30 protein-coding genes and 1 tRNA gene are annotated in these 26,095 nt (G+C 59.6%); 6 read left to right on the top strand and 25 right to left on the bottom strand.

Features of this window, described 5'->3' with window-relative positions; all coding sequences use genetic code 11:
* Positions 1–2: 2 nt before the first annotated feature.
* From fliI to J2046_RS01845, 3 genes are read right to left on the bottom strand one after another with little or no spacing between them, the layout of a single operon-like run.
* On the bottom strand, positions 3–1,400 hold the full coding sequence (gene fliI / locus J2046_RS01855; RefSeq protein ID WP_152601296.1) for a flagellar protein export ATPase FliI: 1,398 nt from the start codon (positions 1,398–1,400) through the stop codon (positions 3–5).
* Positions 1,401–1,421: 21 nt separating this feature from the next.
* A complete protein-coding gene (gene flgF / locus J2046_RS01850; protein WP_210048589.1) occupies positions 1,422–2,159 on the bottom strand; it encodes a flagellar basal-body rod protein FlgF in 738 nt (245 codons plus the stop codon).
* Between the two features lies 1 nt (position 2,160).
* Entirely contained in the window at positions 2,161–2,937 is a 777-nt protein-coding gene (locus J2046_RS01845) for a DUF1217 domain-containing protein (RefSeq protein WP_210048579.1), read from the bottom strand.
* A 202-nt stretch (positions 2,938–3,139) separates the two neighbouring features.
* On the opposite strand from J2046_RS01845, the gene motA reads away from it, so the two are divergent.
* The 6 genes from motA (at position 3,140) to J2046_RS01815 (ending at position 8,423) form a co-directional block, all read left to right on the top strand.
* Positions 3,140–4,009 carry a flagellar motor stator protein MotA gene (motA, locus tag J2046_RS01840; RefSeq protein WP_037158790.1) on the top strand — a complete coding sequence of 290 codons (870 nt, stop codon included), beginning with the start codon at positions 3,140–3,142 and terminating at the stop codon, positions 4,007–4,009.
* Complete coding sequence (locus J2046_RS01835; RefSeq protein ID WP_411828446.1) at positions 4,009–4,962, top strand: FliM/FliN family flagellar motor switch protein; 954 nt, start codon at positions 4,009–4,011, stop codon at positions 4,960–4,962. The genes motA and J2046_RS01835 overlap by 1 nt, the downstream gene beginning before the upstream one ends.
* 64 nt (positions 4,963–5,026) lie before the next feature.
* Positions 5,027–5,614: a flagellar motor switch protein FliN gene (gene fliN / locus J2046_RS01830; protein ID WP_210048575.1), complete on the top strand. Its 588-nt coding sequence runs from the start codon at positions 5,027–5,029 to the stop codon at positions 5,612–5,614.
* Positions 5,615–5,642: 28 nt separating this feature from the next.
* Positions 5,643–6,695, top strand: a complete 1,053-nt coding sequence (fliG, locus tag J2046_RS01825) for a flagellar motor switch protein FliG (RefSeq protein ID WP_210048573.1) — start codon at positions 5,643–5,645, stop codon at positions 6,693–6,695.
* Between the two features lie 208 nt (positions 6,696–6,903).
* On the top strand, positions 6,904–7,983 hold the full coding sequence (gene flhB / locus J2046_RS01820) for a flagellar biosynthesis protein FlhB (RefSeq protein WP_210048571.1): 1,080 nt from the start codon (positions 6,904–6,906) through the stop codon (positions 7,981–7,983).
* A gap of 5 nt (positions 7,984–7,988) precedes the next feature.
* Positions 7,989–8,423 (top strand): hypothetical protein, encoded by a 435-nt coding sequence (locus J2046_RS01815; protein WP_210048569.1) that lies wholly within the window; start codon positions 7,989–7,991, stop codon positions 8,421–8,423.
* 46 nt (positions 8,424–8,469) lie between these two features.
* Here J2046_RS01815 and visR read toward each other — a convergent pair whose 3' ends face one another.
* The 22 genes from visR to J2046_RS01705 form a co-directional block, all read right to left on the bottom strand.
* Positions 8,470–9,216 (bottom strand): transcriptional regulator VisR, encoded by a 747-nt coding sequence (gene visR, locus J2046_RS01810; RefSeq protein WP_210048567.1) that lies wholly within the window; start codon positions 9,214–9,216, stop codon positions 8,470–8,472.
* Between the two features lie 13 nt (positions 9,217–9,229).
* Complete coding sequence (gene visN, locus J2046_RS01805; protein ID WP_210048559.1) at positions 9,230–9,967, bottom strand: transcriptional regulator VisN; 738 nt, start codon at positions 9,965–9,967, stop codon at positions 9,230–9,232.
* A 397-nt stretch (positions 9,968–10,364) separates the two neighbouring features.
* Positions 10,365–12,035 carry a flagellar basal-body MS-ring/collar protein FliF gene (gene fliF, locus J2046_RS01800; RefSeq protein ID WP_210048557.1) on the bottom strand — a complete coding sequence of 557 codons (1,671 nt, stop codon included), beginning with the start codon at positions 12,033–12,035 and terminating at the stop codon, positions 10,365–10,367.
* Between the two features lie 157 nt (positions 12,036–12,192).
* On the bottom strand, positions 12,193–12,582 hold the full coding sequence (cheT, locus tag J2046_RS01795; RefSeq protein WP_210048555.1) for a chemotaxis protein CheT: 390 nt from the start codon (positions 12,580–12,582) through the stop codon (positions 12,193–12,195).
* 13 nt (positions 12,583–12,595) lie between these two features.
* A complete protein-coding gene (gene cheD / locus J2046_RS01790; protein ID WP_210048553.1) occupies positions 12,596–13,153 on the bottom strand; it encodes a chemoreceptor glutamine deamidase CheD in 558 nt (185 codons plus the stop codon).
* Positions 13,150–13,539, bottom strand: a complete 390-nt coding sequence (locus tag J2046_RS01785) for a response regulator (RefSeq protein ID WP_037158816.1) — start codon at positions 13,537–13,539, stop codon at positions 13,150–13,152. The genes cheD and J2046_RS01785 overlap by 4 nt, the downstream gene beginning before the upstream one ends.
* On the bottom strand, positions 13,539–14,579 hold the full coding sequence (gene cheB / locus J2046_RS01780) for a protein-glutamate O-methylesterase CheB (RefSeq protein ID WP_210048552.1): 1,041 nt from the start codon (positions 14,577–14,579) through the stop codon (positions 13,539–13,541). The genes J2046_RS01785 and cheB overlap by 1 nt, the downstream gene beginning before the upstream one ends.
* A complete protein-coding gene (gene cheR, locus J2046_RS01775) occupies positions 14,576–15,484 on the bottom strand; it encodes a protein-glutamate O-methyltransferase CheR (protein ID WP_210048549.1) in 909 nt (302 codons plus the stop codon). The genes cheB and cheR overlap by 4 nt, the downstream gene beginning before the upstream one ends.
* Positions 15,481–15,948 carry a chemotaxis protein CheW gene (locus tag J2046_RS01770; RefSeq protein WP_210048547.1) on the bottom strand — a complete coding sequence of 156 codons (468 nt, stop codon included), beginning with the start codon at positions 15,946–15,948 and terminating at the stop codon, positions 15,481–15,483. Before J2046_RS01770 ends, cheR begins: the two co-directional genes overlap by 4 nt.
* Before the next feature lie 16 nt (positions 15,949–15,964).
* Positions 15,965–18,268, bottom strand: a complete 2,304-nt coding sequence (locus tag J2046_RS01765) for a chemotaxis protein CheA (protein ID WP_210048545.1) — start codon at positions 18,266–18,268, stop codon at positions 15,965–15,967.
* A 16-nt stretch (positions 18,269–18,284) separates the two neighbouring features.
* On the bottom strand, positions 18,285–18,650 hold the full coding sequence (gene cheY1 / locus J2046_RS01760) for a chemotaxis response regulator CheY1 (RefSeq protein ID WP_037158833.1): 366 nt from the start codon (positions 18,648–18,650) through the stop codon (positions 18,285–18,287).
* Positions 18,651–18,652: 2 nt separating this feature from the next.
* Positions 18,653–18,946, bottom strand: coding sequence for an STAS domain-containing protein (locus J2046_RS01755; RefSeq protein ID WP_210048543.1), 294 nt, complete (start codon positions 18,944–18,946; stop codon positions 18,653–18,655).
* On the bottom strand, positions 18,946–20,562 hold the full coding sequence (locus J2046_RS01750) for a globin-coupled sensor protein (RefSeq protein ID WP_210048541.1): 1,617 nt from the start codon (positions 20,560–20,562) through the stop codon (positions 18,946–18,948). The genes J2046_RS01755 and J2046_RS01750 overlap by 1 nt, the downstream gene beginning before the upstream one ends.
* Before the next feature lie 425 nt (positions 20,563–20,987).
* Positions 20,988–21,554, bottom strand: coding sequence for a DNA-3-methyladenine glycosylase (locus J2046_RS01745; RefSeq protein ID WP_210048539.1), 567 nt, complete (start codon positions 21,552–21,554; stop codon positions 20,988–20,990).
* Between the two features lie 149 nt (positions 21,555–21,703).
* A tRNA-Phe gene (locus J2046_RS01740) sits at positions 21,704–21,779 on the bottom strand.
* A 183-nt stretch (positions 21,780–21,962) separates the two neighbouring features.
* Positions 21,963–22,178, bottom strand: a complete 216-nt coding sequence (gene yacG / locus J2046_RS01735) for a DNA gyrase inhibitor YacG (protein ID WP_210048531.1) — start codon at positions 22,176–22,178, stop codon at positions 21,963–21,965.
* A gap of 75 nt (positions 22,179–22,253) precedes the next feature.
* Positions 22,254–22,874, bottom strand: a complete 621-nt coding sequence (locus tag J2046_RS01730) for a Maf-like protein (protein WP_037158844.1) — start codon at positions 22,872–22,874, stop codon at positions 22,254–22,256.
* 26 nt (positions 22,875–22,900) lie between these two features.
* Positions 22,901–23,119: a translation initiation factor IF-1 gene (infA, locus tag J2046_RS01725; protein ID WP_004435948.1), complete on the bottom strand. Its 219-nt coding sequence runs from the start codon at positions 23,117–23,119 to the stop codon at positions 22,901–22,903.
* 128 nt (positions 23,120–23,247) lie between these two features.
* Positions 23,248–23,727 carry an arsenate-mycothiol transferase ArsC gene (locus J2046_RS01720; protein WP_210048528.1) on the bottom strand — a complete coding sequence of 160 codons (480 nt, stop codon included), beginning with the start codon at positions 23,725–23,727 and terminating at the stop codon, positions 23,248–23,250.
* 2 nt (positions 23,728–23,729) lie between these two features.
* Positions 23,730–24,203 carry a UPF0262 family protein gene (locus J2046_RS01715; protein ID WP_037158850.1) on the bottom strand — a complete coding sequence of 158 codons (474 nt, stop codon included), beginning with the start codon at positions 24,201–24,203 and terminating at the stop codon, positions 23,730–23,732.
* Positions 24,204–24,206: 3 nt separating this feature from the next.
* Positions 24,207–25,520: a histidinol dehydrogenase gene (hisD, locus tag J2046_RS01710; RefSeq protein ID WP_210048526.1), complete on the bottom strand. Its 1,314-nt coding sequence runs from the start codon at positions 25,518–25,520 to the stop codon at positions 24,207–24,209.
* A gap of 55 nt (positions 25,521–25,575) precedes the next feature.
* On the bottom strand, positions 25,576–26,007 hold the full coding sequence (locus tag J2046_RS01705; protein ID WP_037158855.1) for a DUF2948 family protein: 432 nt from the start codon (positions 26,005–26,007) through the stop codon (positions 25,576–25,578).
* Positions 26,008–26,095: the final 88 nt, after the last annotated feature.

Here is a 26,095-nt window from a genome sequence, read left to right as displayed (position 1 = left end):
TATCACCTTCTTGCTATGGCGGAGGGCGGATTGCCCTGCCCTGCCGCAGCCCTGAGCGCGGTTGCGAGATCCGTATAGGCGTCGAGAGCAGGCTTCTCTCCCGGTGTCTGCTTCAGGACCTCATAGATGACCGGGACCTGCTTGATCGCCATGTCCAGGTCAGGATCGCTGCCGGCCCGATAGCCGCCGATCAGACGCAGGTCGCGCGTTTCCTCGTAGCGATGCACCAGCGACTTCAGCCGCGACACCAGCTTTTCCTGGTCGTCCGTCCAGGCCTTGCGGGCAAGGCGCGAGATCGAGGCGAGCGGATTGATCGGTGGATAGCGCCCTTCCTCGGCAAGCGAGCGGTCGAGGACGATATGCCCGTCCAGAATACCGCGCGTCGAATCGGCGATCGGATCATTGTGGTTATCGCCGTCGACGAGGATCGAGATGATCGCCGTGATCGTGCCGGTACCCTCGACGCCCGGACCGGCCCGTTCAAGCAGGCGCGGCAGTTCGGTGAAAACCGAGGCGGGGTAACCGCGGGCGATCGGCGGCTCGCCGGATGCGACCGCCACCTCGCGGATCGCGTGGGCAAAGCGGGTGATGCTGTCGGCGATGAAGAGGACATTGTCCCCCTGGTCGCGGAAATGTTCTGCGATAGTGATTGCCACCAGTGGCGCCATCTTGCGCAGCATCGGACTCTCATCGCTGGTCGCGACGACCGCGATCGACTTCGCCATGTTGTCGCCCAACGTATCCTCGATGAATTCGCGCACTTCGCGACCGCGTTCGCCGACCAGGGCGATCACCACTTTGTCGAAGGCGTCGGCCCTGGCGAGCATCGACAGAAGCGTCGACTTGCCGACGCCGGAGCCGGCAAAAATGCCAAGGCGCTGGCCGAGGCAGAGTGGCGAAAATATATCGACTGCCCTCACCCCGGTCTTGAAGCCCTTTTCGACGCGGCTGCGCGACATGGACGGCGGCGCGGTATTGGCGATCGAACGCGGAGCAAGACCGCGCGCAAGCGGCCCCTTTCCGTCAATCGGCTCCCCGAGCGAATTGATCGTCCGGCCGCACCAGCTATTGTCCGGTGCAACGCGAAACGCGCCCTTGCGGATGACCGTGTCGCCGATGCCGATCGGCTCTCCCGGTTCGATCGGGCAGACGAAGACCACATCCGGCTCGACGCGCACCACCTCGCCCAGGTGAATGCCGGTCGCACTGCGGTGCGCGACGAATTCCCCAAGCCGCACATGTTTCGAAAGGCCGGCGACCGTGTAATGTCCCGCCGCGATGGTCCTGACATGACCACCATGGGCGACGGAGAACACAGGATCTGCATAACGCGCGGAAAGGCCCGCAAGCTGTGCCAGCTTGCCGCCGTTGACTGCATTGAGGATAGCCGCTTCCATCATGGCGGGCCTATTTTCCTGTTGTTAGCTGTTGGAGCCGCCGAGCGTCCTGATGGCATCGTTCATCGAAGATTCGCTGTCGCGCATCAGTGCCGAGATGCTCTCGAAAGCCCGGTTGACCTGGATGAGTTCCGTCATCTCGCCGATACCGTTGACGTTGGACTGTTCGACGTAGCCCTGGACCACCGAGTTCTCCATTCCTTCCAGAACCGGCTGCGGGTTATCCACGAAGATGACGCCTGAATTCTCGTAACGGTTGAACCCCTTGGAAAGGTCGGCCGTGAAGAGACCGATGGTGGCAACCGGCTGGTCGTTCTGCAAGATGATGCCATCAGCACCCACCGTCGGCGGGCCGGCTTCGCGGTTGAGCTGGATCGGTGCGCCCCCCGCATCGAGAACCGGAAAACCCTGGCTGGAGCGAAGCTGCCCGGTCTCGTCCATGGTGAAGCGACCGTCGCGGGTCAGCACTTGGCCGGCCGGGGTGTCGATCGCGAACCAGGCATTGCCCTTGATGGCGAAATCCAGCGGATTACCTGTTCTCTGGAGTTCGCCGGTGCGGGTCGACAGGTAATCATTGCCCTGGGTGACGAAGGCAATCTTCGCGCTGATATCATTCTGGGTTTTGCTCAAGACCTCGTCGAACTTGACTTCCGTCGAACGGAAACCAACGGTGTTCATGTTGGCCATGTTGTCGGCGATCGTGTTCAAGCGGCGCTCGAGCGCGATTTGCGAAGAAATGCCGACGTAAAGTCCGGACTGCATATCATTTGCCTCCGAGTTTCAGATTATTGATCGAGATCAGAAGGTCCGTTGAAATCCCGTTCGAGGGAGCATTGAATGGCGCCAGGGGGTCAGACGTGTCGGACGGATTTTCGAGTTCCCACATGGCGGTGAACCGCTCCAGGAATTTGCCGACCTTCGCCGGATCCTGAAAATCCTCGATGCTGACGGCATCTTCGATATACTCGGCCTGGCGGTCGAGATCGGCGCCAATGATCTCGTCCGGGAGCTGCAATGTGGTACGCACCACTTCCGAGAGCGCATCGTCGGCGAGGATTTCCATGCCGGACTTGATCGTCGGCGCCATGCGTTCAAAATAAAGGGCAAGGCGAACGCCCATGTTGTCCTCGCCCGCCTCCTCCTCCAGCGTCTGGCGCTGGAACTTGTCGACAACGCCTTTCTGCGCTTTGTCAAAGGATGTGGCTGTCGATCCGTAGGCGGCGAAATTCAGAGATTCGACCAGCGACGCATAACGGCTGTCGGAGAGCTTGTTGGCAAAGGCGTTCTCATCGGTCGTGCCTTCCGTCAGCACCTTTCGGATGAAGGCCTTGGCATAGGCCATGTCCTCGAGGCCATGAGCCTTTAGCGCGTAGTTGTAGACGCGCGTATCGGCCATGAAATCGTCGATCGTCTTGATGCTGGCGATCCTGGAAAGGTAATACTCCGTCTCACGCGCAACATCCGGCTTCTCTGCAATGCGGGCCAGCGACTTCGGCAAGTCGCGGCTGATCATCGTGTAGCTGGTATAGGTCGTGATCACGATGGCTCTCTACCCCAGGTCCGCGGAGCGGCGGACGGCGCTGCGGAGCGGGCAATCCGATCCGATCATGGCGAGAACTATGCGCGAAGACTTGTGCGAAGCTGTTCCTGTCCCCTTCGAATTTGCGATTCCTCAACCAGCCTCACGCAAGCCAGAAGCCGTATCCCGAAACCATACGAAAACGATCGGGCACAGGTACGCGATGAATATTATTATCGGATTTGTCATCTCCGTTGGCTGTATTCTCGGTGGCTTCATGGCCATGGGCGGCCATGTCGACGTGCTCGTTCAGCCCTTCGAGCTCATGATCATCGGTGGCGCAGGCGTAGGCGCCTTCATCATGGGCAATCCGATGAAGGTGGTGAAGGATTCCGGCAAGGCGATGGGCGAAGCCTTCAAGAACGCCGTTCCCAAAGAGCGCGATTACCTCGACGTTCTCGGCGTACTCTATTCCTTGATGCGCGACCTCAGGACCAAGTCGCGCAACGAAATCGAAGCGCATATCGACAATCCGGACGAATCTTCGATCTTCCAGACCGCTCCGACCGTGCTGAAAAACAAGGAACTCACCGCATTCATCTGCGACTATGTGCGGCTGATCATCATCGGCAACGCTCGCTCCCATGAGATCGAGGCCCTGATGGACGAAGAGCTCGACACGATGCTCCAGGACAAGATGAAGCCCTATCACGCGATCATCGCAATCGGAGATTCCTTTCCGGCAATCGGTATCATCGCGGCCGTCCTCGGCGTCATCAAAGCAATGAGCAAGATCAATGAATCGCCTGAAGTCCTCGGCGGCCTCATCGGCGCGGCGCTCGTCGGCACCATGCTCGGCATCTTCCTGTCCTACTGCGTCTGCAACCCGCTTTGCTCGCAGATCAAGATCGTCCGCAACAAGCAGCAGCGGCTCTACATCATCGTCAAGCAGACCTTGCTTGCCTACATGAACGGCTCCGTGCCGCAGGTCGCGCTCGAATACGGACGCAAGACGATTTCCAACAAGGAACGACCCTCCATCGACTCGGTCGAGCAGGAAATGATGAATCCTGGTGGTGAAAAGGCGGCATGATGACGACCAATCAAACGACCCAGCCAACTGCGCAGGGGATGGACCTGGCGCTTCTCGCAAAGCTGACCGGCGGCCTCGGCGACAAGAAGACGATCGAAAGCATCAGCAGCGAATTCGCACAACTGTATATCGAGTTCCTGCCGGACGTCTTTCACAGCGAAACCGGCATACGGATCGGCGTCTCCTACGTGAGCTGCACGTCGGGCCTGATGAACGACCTGATTGCCGATCTCGGCGACGGTTTCGCCCTATCCGATGGGAGCCTTCGCAACTGGTCTCCGAATTTTGTACTCGCCTGCGGCAACGGTTTCGTCATCGCGCTGATGGAATTGATGCTGGGCGCCGCCGCCGACACGGTCACGCAGCCCATAGACCGCCCGCTTTCCGATATCGAACTCGATCTTGCGGTGATGGTTTTCGAACGGATCGCCAATGTGCTTCGTTCCGGCGTCAACGCGCCGGGCGGTTTCGAAGCCAGCCTGGAGCGCCCCCACAACGCAGAAGACAGACCGAAGCCTGAAGAAATTGACCGTCCCGAGTTTGGCGTAGCGATCCGCATGGCACTCGAACTTGGAGCAATTACCTCGGAATTCGCGCTCATCATCCCGCAGCGCGCATTTCTCAAGACAAAGGTTGTGGCACCGAAAGCCAAGGGACAGGTGTCGAAGGCCAGGCAGGAGTGGACGGATCGCATGAACGAGCAGGTTCGCCGCTCGCATGTGACCCTCGAGGCCCGCATCCGCTTGCAGAAGCTGACGCTTGGCACGATCGCACGGCTCGCTGCCGGCGACGTGATCGCCTTCCAGGACAAGGGGGATGTCCGTGCCCAGGTCAGCGCCAACGGCAAGGATATGTATTCGTGCGAATTTGGACGATCCGGCGAGCGTTATACAGTCCGTGTAAAGGATAATATCAGTACCGACGACGAAATTTTAAGGCACCTGATAGGCTAGACCCGGTTCCGTCCGCGCCATGACAAGGCAGGCTGACGCAAGTTTCAACAGGAATAATGATCGCATGGCTACGAAGAAGACATCTTTCACCGACGACCCGCTGATGCCTGTCGGCAATGAGGCCGAACTGGATCAGGCAATCGATGATCTGCGCGGCGTCCTGAAATCTGACGCCGACGGCGGAGTGCCAGGCTTCGATGCCGATTTCAGCGCGTCCGGCACCAGCGATTTTTCAGCCGATGCTCCGTCGTTTGGTGGCGGCTTCGAAACCCAGGCTGCAAGTTTCGGCGAAGATGCGGATTTCGGCAGCGGCGATTTCGGCGGTAACGAGTTCGGCGGCAATGCGTTCGACAGCTCATCAACCGATTCCACGTATCAGGAGCCGGGCAGTGCCCTCGATGCCAACCTCGACCTGATCATGGATATCCCGATCGACGTTGAAATCGTGCTCGGAACAAGCCGCATGCAGGTCTCCGGCCTGATGAGCCTTGAAGAAGGCGCCACGATCGCACTCGACAAGAAGATCGGCGAGCCTGTGGAAATCGTGGTCAATGGCCGCCGCATCGGCAAGGGTGAGATCACCATCCTGGAGAATGATGACACCCGCTTTGGCGTGAGGCTGACGGAAGTGCTGAGCACGAGAAGAACCTGATCCCTGTTCGGGACAGAGAAGGAAGACCATGATGGACTTTGAGGATTTCGGCGGTAGCGCACTTTCTACGAAACCGCTGTCCCAAGCCGAAAAAGCGGCTGCAGTTCTTCTCGCCATGGGCAAGGGCGTCGCCGGCAAACTTCTCAAATATTTCACCCAGAGCGAGTTGCAGAATATCATTGCTTCGGCACAGGCGCTCCGCGCGATCCCGCCCGATGAACTTCTTCAGGTCGTGAACGAATTCGAGGACCTGTTCACCGAGGGTACCGGCCTCATGGACAATGCGGCAGCGATCGAGGGCATTCTCGAAGCTGGCCTGACCCCGGAAGAGGTGGATGGGCTGCTCGGCCGCCGCGCCGCCTTCGAGGCCTACCAAGCCAATATCTGGGACCGGCTGCAAGATGCCGAGCCCGCGTTCGTGGGCAAGTTCCTGTCGCGCGAACATCCGCAGACCATTGCCTACATCCTTTCGCAGATGCCCTCCAGTTTCGGTGCGAAAGTCCTGCTTCAGCTCCCCGAGAGCCGTCGTGCCGACATCATGAACCGTGCCGTCAACATGAAGGAAGTCAGCCCCAAGGCAGCGCAGATCATCGAAAACCGGGTGATCGAGCTGATCGCCGCAATCGACGCGGAGCGCAACGCCAACGGCTCGAACAAGGTTGCCGAGCTCATGAACGAACTCGAGAAGAACCAGGTCGATACCCTGCTCAACTCGCTCGAAACGATCAGCAAGGAATCGGTCAACAAGGTCCGCCCGAAAATCTTCCTCTTCGAAGACCTCCTGTACATGCCGCAACGCAGCCGCGTCATGCTGCTCAACGACGTGGCGGCAGACATTCTCACCATGGCACTGCGCGGCTCGAACAACGAGATCAGGGAATGCGTACTTTCGGCGATCAGCCCGCGTCAGCGCCGCATGATCGAAAGCGATCTCGCCGTCCAGGCTCCGAACCTCAATCCGCGCGAAGTGGCGATCGCCCGCCGCGCCGTCGCACAGGAAGCAATCCGGCTCGCCAACTCCGGCCAGATTCTTCTCAAGGAAGAAAAGAAGGACGAAGAAAAGCCGGCGGAAGCCGCCTGATACGGAATGATGCACGAGGAAGGGAAACGGGGTGGGGGCGATCCTCACTCCGTTTTCGTTGCGGCTGGCATTGCCATCAATCCCGCAACCCACAGTCTTTTTGTTGACTCGATTAGCGGGTAGCCGGCGATGCGATAACATCGCTGGCGGCGGCGGCCGATTCGTTTGAGCCACGTCCCCGCAACCCAAGATCGATTGGTCCAGCGCCGTGTCGGATGAAGACAAGGACAGCAAAACAGAAAACCCCACCGCCAAACGAATGACCGAGGCGGCGGAAAAGGGTAACATACCCTTTTCACGGGAAGTGCCGCTCTTTGCCTCCATCCTCGCCTTTTATGTCTTCCTCGTCTTCTTCCTTCCGTCAGGGATAATGCGGGTCGGCGAAACGCTGAAAGACCTTTTCGAGCAACCGGATCAATGGCGGCTGGAGAACACGCCGGACGTCGTCTCGCTTGGTGTCCACCTTGCCTGGGCGATCGCGGCCTTGCTGGTTCCCGCCATGCTGCTCTTTGTTGTATTCGGGCTGGCTTCGTCGTTTGCGCAGAACATGCCGTCGTTGGTGCTCGAACGTGTGCGGCCACAGATTTCCCGGCTTTCGCCGATGAAGGGTTTTGGCCGAATCTACAGCATTCCGGGGTTGGTGGAATTCGGGAAGTCACTCTTCAAGATCCTGATTGTCTCGATCATCATGTATTTCACGTTGCGGGGCGAGTTTTTCGCCTCGCTGGATGCGATGTTCTCTGATCCTCAGGTCATTCTCGTCAAGCTGGACACGATTATCAGGAAGATGGTGATCGTCGTCATCCTTTCCGCCGGCTTCCTGGCGGTCGTCGACGTCCTGTGGACCCGTCATCACTGGTACAACCAACTCAAGATGACCAAACAGGAGGTCAAGGACGAATATAAGCAGGCGCAGGGCGACCCGATCGTCAAGTCACGCCAGAAATCGGTGGCTCGCGACCGAGCCCGCCGCCGCATGATCAACAATGTGCCTCGCGCCACACTCGTCATCGCCAATCCGACTCACTATGCCGTCGCCTTGCGATACGTGCGCGAGGAGAACGACGCACCCGTGGTCGTGGCCAAGGGACAGGACCTGATCGCCCTCAAGATCCGTGAAATAGCCGAAGCCAACGGCATCCCTGTTTTCGAAGATCCGCCCCTGGCACGCTCCATGTTTGCGCAAGTCTCAGTGGATAGTGTCATTCCACCAGCCTTCTACAAGGCTGTGGCAGAACTTGTGCACCGGGTCTACGCATCCCGGTCTCTAAAAAAACGGGCACGCTGAGCGTCATGAAAAAATGCACCTATTCCATCGAACGGGAAAAAATCGTCGCACAAGCAATCAGTCCGGTGGCTTCCGAGCTTCGCCTGCTCGATGCAGGCGACCTCATCTCGCTTTTGCGCCTGGAGTGCTACGGCAGCCTCGCCGATCTCGTATCGTCCGCTGCCGAACTTTATTTTCATCCCGGTACGGTGAGCTTTGGCGCTGGTGGCGATTACAAGCTCGAATGGGATGGTGCGCCGGAGGTCGTCCTTGATCTCGAAATCAAGCCGCGCGGCGTTTCGGTTTATGCACGCTTGACGCTGGCCTACAGCAAGGCGGGCCTGGAGATCGACCACATCTCCTTCCAGGAGCCCATGGATAATCCGGACGACAATACCGCGTTCCTGGCGAGAAGCCTGCAGGAAGCCAAGTTCGCGAGAACCAGCGCATCCTCCATGTGAGGGACGTTACCGGGCGGCATCCGGGCCGCGCTCTGTTTCCGGAAAATCAGTGGATATAACCGAGCCGAATGGCCTTGGCGATCGCCTGGATACGATTGACTGAATCGAGCTTTATGGTCGCCGAACCCAGATAGGCATTCACGGTATGGACGGACAGGCCGAGCTTCTCGGCGATCTCCTCGCTGATCCGGCCGTCGCCAGCGAGTTGAAGGCAGGCAATCTCGCGTTCGCTCAACGACTCGGCAGGCACGCTGCGGCGCTCATCGAGCGCCAGCAGATCCATCATGACCTGGCAGCTTCTGACATGCTGATCGATGATGGCGTCACTCGATAACTCCATGGATGTGGCGACAAATGTCACATACCCGTTCCCGAGAGCTCCAAGTCGCACCGGGAACGCAATCCCCGAAAAGGGCACGACATTGGAAGGCAGCCGGCGCGTCAGTGGGGAAAATTCGCCGGCGTCGGCAAAACTGGTATTCTCCGATCCATTCCAAATCAGCGGCAGCAGGGAAATTTCGATATGGTCGAGCAGGATCTCCCCATAACCGCTGATCAGTTGGTTGCCGCTTTCGACCATGCCGGCCGCCCAGTTGTCCAATTCGCAGACGAGCTTGCGCTTGTTGGGCAGACCGGCGCCGGCGATGCGGAAAACCGCAAAATTGCGCGCCTTCAGATTCTTCTGCATGGCGGTGAGCTTGGGAAAGATATCCGACCGGCTCGAAGCGCGTTGGAGGCGAAGATACTGGATGCTTCCAGGTCCGTCTGCCGTGCCGCTGCGCGAATAACCCATTGAAAATCAGCCCCTACACCAGATTGTTCCGTACCGCGTAGGCAATCGCCTCGGAACGGGTTTTTGTTGCGGTCTTGCGCATCACGCTTGTGATGTAATTGTTGATGGTGTTGCGCGATATGCCCAGGATCACGGCAATCTCGTCACTGGTCTTTCCCTCTGCGATCCAGAAAAGACACTCCAGTTCCCGCTCCGTCAGCTCGAATTCCCGCTCTGTCCTGACGTCAGCATTCTCGGCAAAACTTGCGCCATAAGCGGCCAGCAGCCCCACTTCCCTCAGACGCTCCTGCGACAGGATGGTGCCTTCCAGGAAAAGCAGCATCAGCGAGAACCGCGTTCTGCCAACGCAGAACGTCAATGAGCAGTATTGGCGACTGATGTCGTCAGGCGGTGTCACATCGTCCGGCAAAAGCGCGAAACTCGGCGTCAGCAGGGAAAGGCATTTCTCAAGCTCGGTGGAGCGCGCATAACCGCTGGCGAGTTCCGAGCCCAGACGCCGAACGAGATCGAACGGCCAATTCGACGTGACGATAAAATCGAGGCCCTGTTCCTGGATCAAATCATAGCGGGCAAGAAGGAAGTGGGAAGCGCCGACATAATCCGCCAGCAGGCGCATCACCCCTTGAACATTGTTCGAACTCGTCACCACTGCGAGGCGGCGAGCCAGTTGCTCACGCGACAGGACCCTGGAGCCGGCAGCCTCTCTCAGGGAGAGCCCTTCCGTTGTCTTGTCTACCCCCGATAACTCCATCCGTTATCTACTCCCCGCCACGTCACGCATTTCCTGATGAATACGCGCATCGCGGCACTTCTGACTGACGCACAACCGTCCCAACGCCGAAACGATCCCGAATTTCCGGACGAATCACCCAAAAGGACCGTGTTCATAGCCGCTTCTGCTTTTTCGCCCGTAGCTGGATAGCGCGGCAGGTCCACCCTCCTCGGACCCTCAGAACTCACCGTGCGAATCAAGGTCATTGTAGGAGAGACGTCATCAATTACCATCGTCCGAGGGCAGGATTTCCCCAGTTGCCCCCCTCGTCCACTGATTCGCGATTCAGAAGAATTGGCCAAGTGTGTGGCACCACTGAAAAGAAAGGGGCCGGAATGTATCCGGCCCCGCACGATCATATTTTCGTGATAGTTTGTCAGGCAGCTTTTTCGATAGCCCATTTGCGAAGAATCTTTGCGGCGCGCTCTTCGGAAATCTCGACCATCCGGGCAAGACGTTTCTCCGGGCCTTCCTTGACGCGACGGTTGAAGCCTTCGCCTTCGCCACTGCCCAGAATATCGTCCGAACTGTCGAAGCCGAAATCTGCGCCGAACCCTTCCATAAGCGACGGACTGCCGCCGGCCGGAGAGAAATCCGGCAATTCGAGCCCGGCGCCTTCGGTCGCAACTTCGCCCGCCACGCCGGTGCCGCTGACGGTGCGGATGAGCGGGCGCAGACCGAGCCAGACCACCAGGAAGGCAACGACGACAAAGGCGAGCGAATTGATGATGCCACCCACGTTGCGTGTCAGCGTCTCCATGAAACCCGGGCCGCTGGCAGCCTCTTCCAGAAGCTGATTCTCAAGGAAGTCCATGGCGGTCAATGTTACGACATCGCCGCGCTCTGAACTGATGCCGGCAGCCGAAGAGACGATCTTCTGCATTTCGGCGAGATAGGCATCGATCTTGGCCTGATCGACCGGTTCGCCGACCATCCTCTCGATGCGCCCCTTGTTGACGACGACTGCCACCGAGACCTTTTCGATCTGATAACTGTTGCGCGTCGTGGCGACGGTCCTCTGATTGATTTCGTAATTGGTCTGCTCTTCCCGCTTGTCGGACTGATCGGAAGATTGCGGTCCTGCCGGGCCTCCCTGCTGAGGAGCCGCCTGCGGTACGTTCTGCTCAACGGTTGCAGCGTTGTCATTCTGCATCTGCTGCGACTTCGCCGCTTCCTTGGTGGTGCGGACCGAACGCTCGACCCGGGAATTCGGATCATAGATCGTTTCCTGGATCTGCTGGCTGTCCGTGTTGAGCGTGGCCGTCACGCTGGAGCGGAAATTGTCCATGCCGAGGAAAGGAGCAAGGGCCTTGTCGATACTGTTTTCAATTTCCTGCTGCACATTCTGGACGATGCCCAATGACTTGTTCAGTGCACCGCCGGTCTCGTCACCGGAAGCAAGCAGCTGACCAGTGGAATCAAGAATGGTCACATCATCCACATCGAGGCCGGGGACCGCAGATGCGACCAGATGACGAATCGATGAAGCGGCCTTGCGGCCGGCTGTTGCACTCGCCCGGATCATCACCGAGGCGGTCGGCTTTTGCTCACCTCTGCGGAAGTTTCCGACATCCGGCATTACGATATGAACACGGGCGGCGGTAACGCCGTTGATCTGCTGGATCGAGCGAGAGATCTCCCCTTCGAGGGCACGAACGCGAGTCACCTCCTGCATGAAAGAGGTGAGCCCCAACGAACCAACGTTGTCGAAGAGTTCATAGCCGGCATTGGTGCTGTTGGGCAGGCCACGTTCGGCGAGCAGCAACCGGGCTCTGCTTGTGCTGCCGACCGGAACCTGGATGCTCGAGCCATCCGTGCCGACTTCGAACGCCATGTTCGCTTCAGCCAACGCCATGCTGACCTGATTCAGGTCGGTGGTGTCCAGGTTGACATACAGCGTCTCGTAGGCGGGCTTGTTCACAAAGATGGCCGCAGCAAGAACGATCGCAATCGAAACGACGCCGACGGCGCCTAAAGCAATAAGTCGAGTCTGGCCGAGATTGGCCAGATTTTTAACGACTTGTGAAAATTGAGCTAACAGATTCATTCTGTTCCCACATCGCCAAACACGGATATAGAGCTTCTGCCTAGGCGCACCCTAGAAAGCGAAGCTTGTGCGAGCGTTTCGTAGGCAAGAAGCCTTTGACGATTACGGATGGGATTTGAAGAAGGCTTCCGAGCTTCGATAGCCGGAAGAAAATGCGTCAGAAGAAATCAAAATCTCCAGCCGCCTTGCTCAGCGGTTGAGAATGACCGTGACGCAGGCCGTTTGCCAGTGCCTTCTGCATGTCGGCAAGCTTGACAAGGCTGAGTGCAGTGGAAACATCGACTGTCCAGTCGTCCGGAATCGTGCCGGTGATCGTGTCGATGAATTCGGCGATGCCGCGGGTCTTCTGGACCGCAAGGTCGATGCCCTGGAGAACCTTCATGCTGTCCGGCGACTGCAGGATGTCCTGACCGCCGATCTCTATCAGTTGAGGTTCGACCCGCTCGATCAGATAAGCGATGTCATGGAGTTCGGACACCAGCCGCATCAGGATTTCGGGAAGGGATTCCTCGAGGGAAGCAATAGGCGGCGTGGCGATATCGTTCATGGCTTCCTCGTGATCAAAAGAATTCGATAGAGCTTTCGACCGGCTTTGGTGGCATGCGTATGGGACGCTCTTCCATAGCCACGGTCCTTTGGGTTTCAGCACCCGTCAGCGGATATTGACGAGCCCGGCCGCTGACTGGCCAGAACTCGAGCTTGCGCCCGTGCTCCCCGCCCGTCGAGGAACCGACCACCGGGATACCTTCGTCCTTGAGAAACTGCATGGCGAATGCGGCATTCTGCTCGCCGACATTCGAGAAACTGGCAATCGTCTTGGCACCGCCGAAAATCTTCGCTTCCAAGCGGTCCCGCCGCGCCCCCTGCTTCAGAAGGCCGTTGATCAAAAGTTCCATCAGATGCACGCCGTAGCGTGTCGCATCACCGCCCGATGCCATGGAACCTCCGGAGCCCGGAAGCAGGAAGTGGTTCATGCCGCCGACACCGGCGACAGGATCGCGAAGACAGGCAGCCACGCATGAGCCCAGGATCGTTGACAGGACGACGTTCGGATCGTTTACGACCTTGTACTCTCCCTGAATAATATGGACACGCCTGGCTGCAGCCGCGTCATTCATTTCAATGCTCCAAACACCGCTTCGATGGCGGCCTTCATCTTTTCGATGGTGAACGGCTTGGCGAGAACGTTGTTCGCGCCGAGCTGAGCCGCTTTCTGAACCAGGGCACGGTCGCCCTGGGCCGTCAGGATGATGAAAGCGGCCTTCTTGGTGTTCGGATTGCTGCGAACGGCCTGCAGGAAGCCGATGCCGTCCATCTTCGGCATGTTGAAATCCGAAATCACCAGATGATGGGGCTGTTCGGCCATGATCTTCATGCCCTGCTCGCCGTCGCCGGCCGCAGTGATCTGTTTGAAGCCGAGCTGTGTCAGAGCATCGCTGAGCAGCAGGCGGCTGGTCACCTGATCATCGACGATCAGAACTTTGATTTTTTCAGCGAGAGACATTATTCGGTACCTTCTTTTCGGGCGGCAGTTAACTTCAACACTTCTTCTCCAATGGAGCCCAGCGGCAGTTGCTGCTCGACGGCCCCCATTTCATGGGCGACCCTCGGCATGCCGTAGACCACACAGGTCTTTTCGTTCTGTCCGATGGTGCGCGCACCTGCGCTACGCATCTTCAGCAGACCGGCGGCTCCGTCGCGTCCCATGCCGGTCAGGATAACCCCGACCGCATTGCGGCCCGCCAGATCAGCGACTGAATCGAAAAGGACATCCACCGAGGGCCTATGCCCGTTCACGGGTTCCTTTTCGATCAGTCGGCAACAAGGCGCCGACGGATTGACTACCTGCAGATGCCGGTCACCACCGGGCGCGAGATAGATCCTGCCGATCTCCAGCCGCGCGCCATCGGTTGCTTCCTGCACCACAGGAGCGCAGATACGATTAAGCCTGTCGGCAAAACTTTTCGTAAACGTCGAAGGCATATGTTGAGTAATCACTGTCGGCGGGCAATTTTTCGGGAACTTTTGCAGTACCGCAATGAGAGCCTCCACGCCCCCGGTCGATGATCCGATCGCCACGACCTTGCGGCCGACGCGATATTCGGCTGCAGGAGCAGCAACCGGAGCCGGAGCCGGGCCGTTCCTGCGGTGACCGGACCGGGCAGCAGCCTTCACCTTTTCGGCGAGGTCCATGAAAGGACGCACGTCGCCGGGAGCCGGCTTGCCGACACAATCGAAGGCACCGATCTCCAGCGCCGCGAGCGTCGCGTTGGCTCCCTGATGGGTCATGGCTGAGACCATGATGACCGGCATCGGACGCAGGCGCATGATCTTTTCAAGGAAGTCCAGCCCGTTCATGTTGGGCATTTCGATGTCTAGGGTAACAACATCGGGGTTGAGCTGCTTGATCGCCGCACGCGCCTCCAGTGCGTCGCCGGCCTGCCCCACGACACTGACCTCCGGATCGGAATTCAGGACTGCTGTGATCAATCCCCGCATGGTGGGCGAATCGTCGACGACCAGGACTCGTGCCGGAGCGCTCATGCTTTCCTCCCCGCGTTCTGACCGGCATATCGATAAGTTGTTATGCCGATGTTATCGAACAGGTTTTTCGCGTCGCCAGAGACGCGTTCGGAATGGCCTATATAAAGATGTCCGCCTTCGGCCAGCAGCGAGGCGAAGCGCGACCAGATCTTCATCTGCGTCGGCTCATCGAAATAGATGACCACGTTGCGGCAGAAGATAACATCGAAATTGCCCTTGAATGGCCACTGCGCCATCAGGTTCAATTCGTTGAAAGTGATGAGTTTCTTGACGCGCTCATCGATCTGGAACTTGCGGCGGCCGTTCACCTCGACTTCGCGGAACCATTGCTTGCGCATAGCCGGCGTCATGGTTTCGAGCGCATTCTCGTCGTATATGCCGGCCTTGGCTGCCGCGAGGATTTTCGGATCTATATCCGTCGCGAGAATACGGAAATCGTAATCCGCGGCATTGGGCAAGAGCGAGAGCACTGTGAGTGCGATCGAATAGGGCTCCTGACCGTCCGAACAGGCGGCCGACCAGATGCGCACGCGGCCGCCGCTCTTGGCGCGATTGATCAGCCCCGGCAGGACCTCGTCGCGCAGATGCTCGAAATGGTGGTTTTCCCGGAAGAAGCGGGTGAAATTGGTCGTCAGGTGCGAAAGCATCTCGCGGCGAGCGGCGGCGCCGTCCGGCGAAGCCACCAGTGCACAATAGTCCCTGAATCCGCGCAACCCGAGCGCCCGGATATGCTTCGACAGACGCGAATAGACAAGCGAAGCCTTGGAATCGTTGAGATAGATTCCGGCATCCGAATAGATCATCGCCGCAATATCGGACAGGTCGCGGCGCGTCAGCGGATATTCTCCGCTCGCGAGCACGTCGTCCGGCGACTGCCGGCTTTCTACGGCGCCCAAAGGCTTCATGCAGCTTCGCTTTCCTTTTCCGGGAAGAGGGCATCAAGCTCAATCATGCAGATCATCCGCTTTTCGATCGCGAGAATTCCTCGGGCATATTGTTTCTCAAGGTCGGAAGAGACTTCCGGCACCGGCTGGATATTCTCTTCGGTAATCGTAAGAATATCGGAAACGGCTTCGACGAGCAGACCGACAACGCGGGTCTTCACCTGTGCCACGATGATCACGTGGCGCGCGGTTGGTTCCGCGTCCTTCATGCCGAGCCGGGCCGACAGGTCGACAATCGGCAGAACCGCGCCACGCAGATTGATGACGCCCATCACGTAGGGCGGCGCATGCGGCATCGGTGTTGCCGGCGTCCAGCCGCGGATTTCGCGGACGGACATGATGTTCACGCAGAATTCCTGATCACCGATACGGAAGGCGATCAGTTCCCGACTTCCCTGAGTAAGGTTCTTCACGGCATACGACATAACCAACTGACCCGTCTTAACCCGTGGCGGCGAGTGACATTTCAGGCTTCAGTGCCATTTCTGGTTTAAGAGATTGGCCGCGCGAGGCCGCGACGACCGCATCGACATCGAGGATGAGCGCGACGCGACCATCACCCAGGATGGTGGCTGCGGCGATACCTGGCACATGGGTGTAGTTCGCTTCGAGCGACTTGATGACCACCTGGCGCTGGCCCTGGATCGCGTCGACCATCAGGGCGCGCTGACCGCCTCCTTCCGATTCCACCAATAGCGCGACACCATCGACCGGGTTCGCCTGGATGGCGCGGAAGTTCAGGATGCGGCCGACATCGACGAGCGGGCAGAAGGAGTTGCGGATCGAAATGAGCCGCTGGTTCGCACCGAAGGAATGGATTGCGGACGCTTCCGGCTGCAGCGTCTCGACGATTGCGGTGAGCGGCACGACCAGGGTCTGGCCGGCGACCGTCACGACCATGCCATCGAGAACCGCGAGCGTCAGCGGCAGGCTCATCGTGAACGTGGACCCGTGACCGGGCCGCGATGAGATCGAGATGCGGCCACCGAGCGCCTGGATCGACCGCTTCACCACATCCATGCCGACGCCACGGCCGGAGATGTCGGAGATCTTGTCGGCAGTCGAGAAGCCCGGCATGAAGATCAGATTGTCGATCTCGTCGTCCGAGAGATTGGCATCGGCAGCAATGAGATCGTTGTCGATCGCCTTCTGGCGAACACGTTCGCGATTGATGCCGGCGCCGTCATCCTGAAGCTCGATCAGGATGCGGCCCGACCGATGTTTCGCCGACAGCTTGACGGTGCCTTCCGGATTTTTGCCGGCGGCTTCGCGCTTCTCGGGTGTCTCGATGCCATGGTCGACCGCGTTGCGGATCATGTGAGTCAGCGGCTCGGCGAGCTTGTCGATGACCGTCTTGTCGACTTCGGTATTTTCACCTTCGGTGACCAGACGGATCTGCTTGCCGACCATGTCAGCCACTTCGCGGACGATACGCGACATGCGCTGGAAAACCGGCTTCACCGGCTGCGCGCGGATCGCCATGACCGAGTCCTGGATCTCGCGGGTGAGCTGCTGCAGCTCTTCGAGACCCATGTTGATCGAGGACGTGCCGTTCGTGTCGTTTTCGATGACGCTTTGGGACAGCATCGCCTGGTTGATGACGAGCTCGCCCACCAGGTTGATCAGGCGGTCGACGCGGTCGAGATCGACACGGATCGTCTGACCGGCTGCAGCGGCAGCCGCCGCGGCGTTGTTCTGTGCGGCTGCAGCGGCAGAAGAGGCAGCATCCTTCTTTTCGGCGACGCGAGCGGCCGCGTCGGCGGCCTTCACGATACCTGTCGCCACCTTGGCAGCCGAGACAGCCGCAGCCGCGGTTTCTTCGACAGCAGACGGCTCCACGGCCTTGTCCTCTTCCTCGGCGGCAGAGGCGTCATCGAGGATCGACAGATCGAACGGAACCGGGATCATCGGCAGTTCTTCATCCGTCGATGCTTCCTCGGCAAGCTTCACTTCGAGATCGCAATCCCACTCGGCAAATTCGAAGACCGTGCGGATGTCGTCCTCGCCCTTGTTGGTCTTCAGCGAAATTTTCCAGCTGAAATAGGAGGCTTCCGGATCCATCTTGTCGAGAGCAGGCAGCTCGTCCATGTCGCAGGCGATGCTCATCTCGCCGATACGGGACAGATCGCGCAGCAGGAGCGCCGCCTCATTGCCCTTGGAATAGAGTTCGCGGCGCGGCTTGAAGGTCACCTCGTAGATCGAGCCTTCGAACACCGGCTCCTCATCGTCGAAACCATCGAAGGAGAAGGGGATCGGCTGGAAACCGCTCTCATCCGTGGGCTTGGGAGTTTCCTCCTGCGGGGCGGCGGAGGCGGCCTTCGCAGCCGGCTTCGGTGCCTCGTGACCTGATGCGGACGGCAGCTCGCCGTTGGCAAGCGCTTCAAGTTCCTTGACCAGGCCACGGGTTCTCGACTCGTCGACGCTGCCACCGTCGCGCGAAGCGCTGACGAGATCGGCGAGTACGTCCGCTGATTTCAGCATGACCTTCAGCACATCCTGGCCGGGCTCCAGCTTGCCGGAGCGCACACAGTCGAGGGTTGTCTCGAAAACGTGGGCGAAGGAAACCAGATCGTCCAGACCGAAGGCGCCAGCGCCACCCTTGATGGAATGAACGGCTCGGAAAACGGCGTTCACCGTTTCGGGGTCGCGGTCCCCGTCGTTCAGCTTGAGAAGACCCGACTCCAGTTCAGCGAGTTGCTCCTCGCATTCCTGAAAGAAGATCTCTTTGATTTCGTTCATATCCATCGGAGAAATTCCCGGCTCAGGCAGTTACACGCTCGATCGCATCAATCAGTTTGGCAGGATCGAAGGGCTTGACGATCCAACCCGTCGCACCGGCCTGCCGGGCCCTATTCTTCTTTTCCTGATCGCTTTCCGTCGTCAGGACGAGGATCGGAACGGCGCGATATTTTTCGTTGCGGCGGACGCCTTCGATGAAGCCAAAGCCATCGAGACGCGGCATGTTGATATCGGTGACGATGACATCCGGATTGGCGTCTTCGAGAACTTCGAGCCCTTCGACGCCGTCTTCCGCCTGAATGGTCTCGAAACCCGCGTTGTTCAGGGTCACCAGCAGCATGTTCCGGATCGTGCGTGAATCATCCACGGTCAGTACTTTTTTCTTCATTGCTAGATCTCCTTAGCAATCAAATTATCGGTATCGATGCCGATGAGTTGCATCGTCTTCTGAAATGCATCCGAGGCCTTTTCGACAAGGAAGGATTTCTTGTCCTCCTTCCAGGCCATGACACCGGCGACGAGAACCTGGGCGCACTGCACGCCGACCCGCTCGACGCCCGAGGCATCGATGACGAGATCGCTGCCGCGCATGGACATCAGCTTTCCGTGCAGAACGGAAGCCTCGTTGAGGTCCAGCACTGCCGACAGCTTCAAACTTCCGGGTCCAGCCTTCTTTGCTGCCATCAGCTTATTCCTTGCCGTTTCTGAATGAGGTATTCGTTATAGGCTACCGGTTCTGCAACAGCCGGCACCGAGACGGGCGCTGACTGACTGCGTGGCGGTGCCGGGTGATGCTTTTCCGGGTAACGGCCCTGCCGCTCAATCCGGAACTGGCGGACCGTGCGGCCGAGTTCCAGAATCACGGTATGAAGTTCATCGGCCCCCTCTCCGGCCCGGCTTGCCAGGCTCGCGTTCGAGGCCACGCGTTCGCTTACAGAGCCGATCTCGGCGGTCAGACGATCAAGGCCATGAGCGTGGTCGCCGGTATCGCGGGCAATGCCGGCGATCGCGTCATTGATTTCAGAGACCTGCCGGACGATGCCGCCGATCGCGTCCTGTGTGCGATGGACCATCTCGACACCCGCATCCACCTGCGATTTCGTGCCGGTGACCAGCGTCTTGATCTCGCGGGCGGCTTCGGCGGAACGCTGGGCAAGTGCGCGCACTTCCTGCGCGACGACGGCGAAGCCGCGGCCTGTCTCACCGGCGCGGGCAGCCTCGATGCCGGCATTCAGGGCCAGAAGATTGGTCTGGAAGGCAATGTCGTCGATAACGCCGATGATCTGGCCGATCTTCTCGGCCGAAGATTCGATATCGGCCATGGCGCTGATCGCGCGGCCGACAACCTCGCCGCTTGCCTCGACCGAACGGCGTGTCTCGGCAGCAGCCTTTTCGGCCTCAGTCGTTCCGGCGGCGGTTTCCTTGACCTTCGTGGCGATGTCGACAAGTGCCCGCGTCGCGTCCTGAAGGCGCTCTGATTGCTCCCCGGAGGTGGTTGCAAAGGAACGCGCGTCCTCGGAAAGTGAGTGCGTCAGCGCGCCGGCCTTCTCGCGATGGGCATCGGCGGTCTCGACCGAGGAACGCATGCCCGCGATTGCCCGGTCCAGAAGATCGGCGAGGTCGCGATAAGCCTCCGGCACGTCTGTCGGGAGACAGGCCGTCAGGTCGTGATCGGCAAGCGCCGCTATGACATCCGAGAACGTCTCGACGGCCTCGGCATGATCGGCTTCACGCTGCTCGGCGAGCGCCCGCTGATGCCGCTGGCGCAATTCATTGAAACGCAGCGAAACGGCGATCTCGGCGTCAACCATCACGAGGCGCACGATCGCACCAACCAGATCGAGCAGTTCCTGCTCGCGCTTGCGACCGCCCGGCAGCAGCGGTTTCGGAGCAAGATCGGCGATCGCACCCGCGATCAGGTGTTCCAGCATCACCGCGTGGCCGGCAATGTGCCAGCGCGGATCGAGCCCCATGCGGCTCTCGGTATCGGAGAGCAGTTTCACCCGTTCGGCGTAAAGCGCATCGAAACGGGCATCCGTCAGCACGCCCCAATGGGAGGCTTGCAGGTCATGCAGCCGCTCGATCTGCTGCTCGCTCTCGAAATTGCGGGCGGCTTCCGGAAAGGATTGAAAGCGATGGAAGAGGTCACGCAGGCCGGTCTTCAAATGCCGGTCGAGCTGCGGACGGCAGCGGCGCAGAAGATCGCGCAGTTCGCCGTCAAGGCCGGCGAATGCCAGTCTCTCGCCCAGGCTGCCTGCCTGGCCCCGTCGCGCCTGATCCGATGGCGTTTCCTGCACCAAAACCGTCCCCAATATTCATCTAACCAATCCCCAGGGATTGGCGGCATGCGGCTCCTGTCCGCCAGGCACCGGAGATGAATAGGAGATGCTCGCCAGAGCGGATCAATATCCGCCGGCACGGGCAACACGGTCACCACAGGCTATCCTGGATTTTCATGAGCGGATACCGGACTGTCACCGGTACGGCTTTGCGGCTTCATGCCTGGTGGGAGACCCCGGTCATCCCATTTCGCCGTGCATTTCAATATGTATGGTTAATTCCTTGCCCGAAGGTTAATAGAAGGTGCAGGAACACCGGTTTTAGTTTGGATAAGACACAGGTTACGCAGTTGAGTGGGAGCGAACTTAATCCGGCCGGTCCGCCCCGCGGTTTTGCCCCGGCACCCTCCACAAGCTCGGCCCGGAAGCTCCAATGACCTTGTGGCCTATACGGCAAGGCCGCCTTTTCCGGCGAATTTCCTGCTGACATGCAGTGAACCGGAAAGCCCGAAACGCCACGGCAGATCGACCGCCTGCGAAATGCCGATCCGCCGGCCGGTGACGACCAGTGGCGGCGTTTGCGGACGCGCCAACTCGAACGGCGGCTGGCCCAAGGGCAAGCCGTTGTGCTCAATGGTTACACCGAGAGCCTGACAGACGCGGCCCGGACCGGAACATAGAAGCAGCGGATCGGAACGACCGCGACGTCTTTCCATTTCATCAACGCCTCTGACGGGCTGCAACGCCCTGAGCAGCACGGCGCTACCTGGCCGACAGACAAAATTCAAGCACCAGTGAATGCCGTAGGAGCGATAGACATAGGCATGCCCCGGCGGCCCGAACATGACCGCATTCCTGGGCGTAGGTCCCCGAAAGCTGTGGGAAGCAGGATCATCCGGCTCATAGGCCTCGGTTTCGACGATAACGCCGCCAACGCCCTCGACATCAAACTCGACGCCGATCAGATCGCATGCGACTTCGACCGCGCTTCTGTCGAAAAACTGCTGGTCCATACGGATATCCCGAGTCGACTGACAAAATGCCGGTAAATCCATAAAGACCGCATTGGGATTTGTCTCCCCGCCTGCCTTGCCGGCGGCTGTGCCACATCAACCCAAAACCTGGCGCTACCGATCATTAATCAGCGATTTAAAGGGATTAATGGTGCCCGGAGGCGGATTTGAACCACCGACACGCGGATTTTCAATCCGCTGCTCTACCAACTGAGCTATCCGGGCATCGAGGCTTCATCAAAGCCTTCCGGCCGAGGCCGGCGGGGGTCACGCCCCCGGAAGCGAGCGGGGTTATAACATCTTGTTCGGCCATGTCCAGCGCTACCGTCCACTTTTTTGACAGGTTTGCGAAAATCGCAAATTCCCGAACAAAAACAGCAAGGCAAGCAGCCCGATAGCCCGGCTCCCCTATTCGCGCTCGTCCGAGCGGTCCGCTCTGGTTTCATCTTCCGCCACAGGAATGGCGTAGGAGCCGTTCAGCCAGCGTGACAGGTCAAGCGTCCGGCAACGGTCGGAGCAGAAGGGATAATGTTCGCGCGAGGACGGCTTGCCGCATTCCGGGCAGGGTCTCGCCTTCCTGAGCGGCTCAACCTTGCCGCCGGTCTTGATCGGTTCGGATGCCATTGTGTTGCAACACTCCTGTATCTTGCGCGGAACCGCCAGCGCAAAAGCCGGCCTCCGACACATCCGCCGAAGGCCTCAGCCCTCCGGCCAGGTCGCCGCTACGTCGAAACCTTCCCCCGCAAGCAGCGCCGTCACTTCGTAAAGCGGCAGTCCGACGACATTCGTATAGGAGCCGACAAGCTTCTGTACAAAGGCGCCGGCAATGCCCTGGATCGCATAGGCTCCCGCCTTGCCGCGCCACTCGCCCGAGGCGATATAGTTCTCGATTTCGCGGGTGGAAAGGCGCTTGAAGCGCACCTTAGTCTGCACGACCTTCTGGCGGAACTGGCCGCCCGGGGTCACCAGGCAGATGCCGGTATAGACCCAATGGCCGCGCCCCGAGAGCAGATGAAGGGCGGAAGACGCCTCTTCCGTGTATTCGGTCTTCTCCAGAATGCGGCGCCCGACCGCCACCACCGTATCGGCCGAGAGAATGTAGCTATGCCGCCATGCCGGATCGCCCTTGACGGCAGCGAAGGCCGCTTCGGCCTTCTCCGTCGAGAGCCTGCGGGCAAGCGAACGCGGATGCTCGGACTTCTTCGGCGCCTCATCGATATCCATCGGCATCAGCCGCACAGGCTTGATACCGGCCTGATTGAGAAGATCGAGACGGCGCGGAGAACCGGAGGCCAGTATCAGCTTTTGTTCAAGCGCCATGAAAGACCGCCGCAGATTAGGAACAATTATTTGAAGCGGTAGGTGATGCGGCCCTTGGTGAGGTCGTAGGGCGTCATTTCGACAAGCACCTTGTCGCCGGCAAGAACACGGATACGGTTCTTGCGCATGCGGCCAGCGGTGTGGGCAATGATTTCGTGTTCGTTTTCAAGCTTCACGCGGAACGTCGCGTTGGGCAGAAGCTCGGTCACGACGCCCGGGAATTCGAGGACTTCTTCTTTAGCCATATAGAGGTTTTCTTCCTGTTGTTGAATTCGGGCTGCGGCAAAATGTGCGCTCACCCGGAAATGTGCGCGGAACCTACACAATCATGTCCGCTTTGTGAACCTCGCTTGAAAGCGATTCTCAATGTCTTTCAGGCCGTCTCGGCCGGATGCCGGCTCATTCCCGAAAGGCGTTCATCGATCAGCCTCCAGAGATGATCGCGCACCTCGCGATAGGCGTGGAGCTTTTGCTCGCGCGTACCCGTCGCGGCGGTCGGATCCATGGTCGGCCAATAGACGACATCAACGGCATTGGCGCGGGTGAGTTCCAGCGCGGCATGATGGGCTTCGGGCGTCAGCGTGACGATCAGATCGAAGAAATCATCCTCGAGTTCCTCCAGCGTCCGAGGCTGATGCCGGCCGAGCGACAGCCCGACCTCTTGCAACACCACATCCACGAAAGGATCCCGCTCGCCGGAGCGCACCCCCGCCGATTGCACATAGATATCGGGTGGCAGCAGCCGTTTTGCAATGGCTTCGGCCATCGGCGAGCGGATGACGTTCCAACCGCATAGGAAGAGGATGGCACCCGGTCGTTTGACGCTTGTCTCGGGCAAGGTGACGCTTTCCATGATCAGCCGCGCCAATAGAGCACGCAGACCAGGGTGAAAAGCCGCCGCGCTGTATCGAAATCGACGCGGATCTTGCCATTCAGCCGATCCATGAGCGTCTGGGAACCCTCGTTGTGGATGCCGCGACGGCCCATGTCGATGGCCTCGATCCGGCTCGGGGAGGAGGAACGGATCGCTTCGTAATAGCTCTCGCAGATCATGAAATAGTCCTTGATGATCCGCCGAAAGGGGGTGAGCGAGAGGATATGGGTGGCGACTTCCTCGCCCTTTTCCGTGGTGATGCCGAGCACGAGCTTGGAATCGACCAGAGAGAGCCTGAGCTTGTAGGGACCGCCGGCATGGCCTACCGGCTCGAAGGAGTTTTCCTCGACGAGATCGAAGATGGCGACAGCCCGCTCATGTTCCACATCCGGCGTCGAGCGCCCGATCGAGTCGTCCAGAACGACATCCGAGAGCCGGAAGTCCCCTCGCCCCATCCGTCAGCCCCCATCATTGAGAGGGACGGCGTTCAGGCGGATCGAGACCGACCGGGCATGGGCGTCGAGCCCTTCGGAATGGGCAAGCGTGATCGCGGCCGGCGCGAGTTGACCAAGCTGATCCGGCCCTAAACGCAGAATCGAGGTTCGCTTGACAAAATCGAGCACCGAGAGGCCCGAGGAAAAGCGCGCTGAACGCGCCGTTGGCAACACATGGTTGGAACCGCCGACATAATCGCCGATCACTTCCGGCGTATGGCGGCCGATGAATATCGCGCCGGCATTGCGGATGCCCGGCATCAACGCGTCGGGATCGGCGACGGCGAGTTCCAGATGCTCGGCAGCAATACGATTCGCGAGTGGCAGGGCGGCTTTCAGATCCGGCACGAGGATGATCGCGCCGAAATCCCGCCAGCTTGCGGCAGCGGTCTCCGAACGCGACAGGGTTTTGAGCTGCCGCTCGACGGCCGCTTCCACCGCCTTGCCGAGGCCGGCATCGTCGGTGACGAGAATTGACTGGGCACCGGGATCGTGCTCCGCCTGGGCAAGCAGATCGGCAGCCAGCCAGGCCGGATCGTTTTCCCCGTCGGCGATGACGAGAACCTCGGAAGGACCCGCGATCATGTCGATGCCGACCGTGCCGAAGACCTGGCGCTTGGCCGCCGCGACATAGGCATTGCCGGGACCGACGATCTTGGCAACCGGCGCAATGGTCTCGGTACCATAGGCAAGTGCAGCTACGGCCTGGGCGCCGCCGATCCGGTAGATCTCCGTGACGCCGGCGATGCGGGCCGCTGCCAGTACGGCCGGATTGATCTTCCCGCCGCCCGCCGGCACGACCATCACGAGGCGCGGCACGCCTGCGACCCTGGCCGGCACGGCATTCATCAGCACGGAGCTCGGATAGCTCGCCGTGCCGCCCGGCACATAAAGGCCAACCGCCTCGATCGCCGTCCAGCGGGAGCCGAGGCCGACACCGATCGCATCCTCGTAGATATCGTCCTTCGGCATCTGTCGGGCATGGTGTCTTTCGATACGCTCGGCAGCGAACTTGAGCGCGTCGAAAACCTTGGGATCGGTCTCGGCGACGGCAGCGTCGATATCCGCGTCGCTCACGCGGATGCCGGCCTTGGCGAGATCAATGCCGTCGAAACGGGCGGAATAGTCGATCAGCGCCGCATCACCGCGGGCACGCACGTCATCGATGATGGCACGCACCACCGCGTTCACATCTTCCGAAACCTCGCGTTTGGTCGAGAGAAAAGCAGAAAACCTCGCCTCAAAATCCTGCGATGCCTGCTCCAGCCAGATTGCCAAGCGGATATTCCTTCCAACTCAAGATGATGTTCTATCACAATCAGGGCGGTCCCGATCAGGGATGGCGGGGCCTCACCGCCGTTTCCCACGCGCCGCCGATATCCGCAAGAGCAACTTCGATGCATTCGACATCAAGCGCAATCGTGGCCGTGCCGGAAAGCACCAGTTCCACCGTGCCTTCCGGCCCCTCGCCCTTGCGTGTGAAGGTGATCGCGAGAAGCGAGAGCACATCGTCCGTCCTGTTGCGGTCGATGCCGGTGGAGCGCACCGCTTCAACGCGTTTGAACACCAGGGCAGCGCGGTGCCGCTCGAAACCCTTGCGCTTCTCGCCGGCCTTCTCCCAGACGAAACGGTTGGCGGCGAGGGAAAAATTTCTTTCCGGCGGCGACCAGCGGACGTCGCCCACCTTGAAGACGGCGTCCTGCATATGGGCGGAAATGATGCCTAAATCGTCCGTGTCGAGGGCAAGCAGCTTCAGCTCGGTCATCGCTTTCAAATATCCACTCAAAGGTTGCGTTTTCACGCGAAAGTTTCTTGTCTGGAGATAGGATGTGAAAGCGAAAGAAGCAACTGGC

It is taken from the genome of Neorhizobium petrolearium (genome assembly GCF_017873175.1).
Taxonomy (GTDB): Bacteria; Pseudomonadota; Alphaproteobacteria; order Rhizobiales; family Rhizobiaceae; genus Neorhizobium; species Neorhizobium petrolearium.
This window is presented reverse-complemented; position numbering and strand designations above follow the sequence as displayed.